The following is a 1,924-nucleotide window of genomic DNA, read 5'->3' on the forward strand; positions in this document are numbered from 1 at the left end:
GCTTCGAGGTCTTTTTGATTTTTATTGCATTTAAAACGTCTTGGCCATTGAATGGGCTTTTTGGAGTGCTTTTTCTTTAATTTGCGGAATTTGATCCGGGAATTTTACTTGCCCTTCGATAATAATGCTTTCAAACGCTTCGATTCCAAAGAAGTCCATCATGATTTCTAAATAGCGGTGGCCCATTTCTCTCGCCATTTCAGGGCCTTCTGAATACACGTCTCCGCGGGATTGAATGTGAATCGCTTTTTTTCCTTTAAGCAATCCCTGAGCGCCTTCTTTTGTATATGTAAAGGTTTTACCTGACACGGTAATCGCATCAATGTACGTTTTCATAATCGCAGGAACAGAGAAATTCCACATTGGCGTGACAAAAATATATTTGTCAGCGAGTACGAACTGTCCTCCTAGTTCGGCTAATCGTCCCACTTTTAATCGTTCATCCGTTGATAAATCCTGGATGGAAGAGTGAGAACGAAGCTTTTTCCAGCCGTTAAATACGTCTGCATCTAAGTATGGAATATCTGCTTGATATAAATCTAAATGAACCACATCATCTTCTGGATGTGTTTGCTTATATACGTCGATAAATTCTTTCCCCACAGCCATGCTAAGTGATTCGTCTTCAGCTAAAGGGTGTGCAGTAATATAGAGAACATTTGCCATGATGCTCATCCTTTCTATGGAGTAGTTTTATTAATCTTGCACCCAGCTTTCTGCCCACTGGCTAATCGGCCCTAATATTTTACCTAACTCCGTTCCTTTTTGAGTCAGCGAATATTCAGAACGAATAGGGCGGTCCGGAATGACATTTCGGACAACAATTCCGTGGTCTTCAAGCTCTTTAATTCGTTCTGTCAAAAGCCTTCTGCTTAAGGCTGGTATACTTTCATTTAATTCACTAAAGCGTTTAGGACCGCTCATAAGCACATAAATGATTAATCCTGTCCACTTCTTGCCAATCAGTTCGAAACTTTTTTCTACTTTAGGTTGAATATCTTTTGGTTCGTCCATATTACGTATCCTCCTTCAAACAATATGGATGAAAAATAACTTATGCATTTATTGTAACAGAAAAAGCATAAAAACATGTGGAAACTTTGGGTGAAGCAGGGTGAAATGAATAATTTCACTAGTATTTGTACCTTGCTTTTCACTTCTTGAAAACTTTTCACACATAGGCTTGTCACAGCATACGATGTACGAATTCATTTTAAGAAAAGGTGGTATGGTCATGGCAGGAGTTATTAACATCTGTAACACGAGAATTAATGGTATGGCGAGAAACGGATCGATGAATTTTGGAGAAGTTCTTCACAACGGACACACAGCGGATGTTAAATCTGTTGGAATCAACTCAACATATGGAGACATTTCAGCTGCTTGTGCGCGAATGAAAAATACAAATATGGATGCAGATATATTTGATCAAACCGCTGTTGCGAATATTGATGGAGTATATGGAAATCAGCTATAAAAGGGAGCTGCTTATAACGTATGAAGTTGTAAGCAGCTTTTTTATGCTGAGAAGTAGAACACTTATTTGTAATAAGAGAATGTGTTTCTACTTCAATAGAACGATCTACCAAAGTTCCCGAATCTATTATATACGCCTTTTCTAAAAAAATTTATGTATTGTACAAGCACCCGGCCATTTATTGAATAGTATATAGAGGAAAAACAAAGAAAGGATGATTAAAATAAACTTATACGATTCCTATTACAACCGTTCCGATGGAAAATACTATATTAAAAAGAAAAAAAAGAGTCCAAATCCCTTAAAAGAGACCAAAAATAAAATAAATAAAGCAGACCATTCATTATATAGTATGAGTATAAAAAATAATCATAAACAACCTATTAAAGTGAGTATTATTATGCCTACTTATAATAAATACCACCAAACCTCTCTTTCGCTTTACGG

General features: G+C 36.6%; 3 protein-coding genes and 1 pseudogene. 2 read left to right on the top strand and 2 right to left on the bottom strand.

Annotated elements, in window-relative coordinates:
- Window positions 1-30: 30 nt before the first annotated feature.
- Together AC1DRF_RS25320 and AC1DRF_RS25325 are read right to left on the bottom strand one after the other, a co-directional pair.
- Window positions 31-666: an FMN-dependent NADH-azoreductase gene (locus AC1DRF_RS25320; protein ID WP_028414603.1), complete on the bottom strand. Its 636-nt coding sequence runs from the start codon at window positions 664-666 to the stop codon at window positions 31-33.
- A 30-nt stretch (window positions 667-696) separates the two neighbouring features.
- The gene (locus AC1DRF_RS25325; protein WP_013058076.1) at window positions 697-1,014 is read right to left on the bottom strand and encodes a winged helix-turn-helix transcriptional regulator; all 318 of its coding nucleotides are present in this window, start codon (window positions 1,012-1,014) and stop codon (window positions 697-699) included.
- A 220-nt stretch (window positions 1,015-1,234) separates the two neighbouring features.
- Between AC1DRF_RS25325 and AC1DRF_RS25330 the strand changes: the two genes are divergently transcribed.
- Window positions 1,235-1,477, top strand: a complete 243-nt coding sequence (locus AC1DRF_RS25330; protein WP_013084095.1) for a spore germination protein — start codon at window positions 1,235-1,237, stop codon at window positions 1,475-1,477.
- 214 nt (window positions 1,478-1,691) lie between these two features.
- Window positions 1,692-1,924: pseudogene (locus AC1DRF_RS25335) on the top strand (glycosyl transferase family 2); the annotation flags it as partial.

The sequence above is a fragment of the Priestia sp. P5_B4 genome (assembly GCF_056400385.1).

What these genes read in the sequence shown, in the direction of transcription:
- AC1DRF_RS25320 (WP_028414603.1), bottom strand. Translation starts at nt 666, where the DNA reads ATGGCAAATGTTCTCTATATTACTGCACACCCTTTAGCTGAAGACGAA.
- AC1DRF_RS25325 (WP_013058076.1), bottom strand. Translation starts at nt 1,014, where the DNA reads ATGGACGAACCAAAAGATATTCAACCTAAAGTAGAAAAAAGTTTCGAA.
- AC1DRF_RS25330 (WP_013084095.1), top strand. Translation starts at nt 1,235, where the DNA reads ATGGCAGGAGTTATTAACATCTGTAACACGAGAATTAATGGTATGGCG.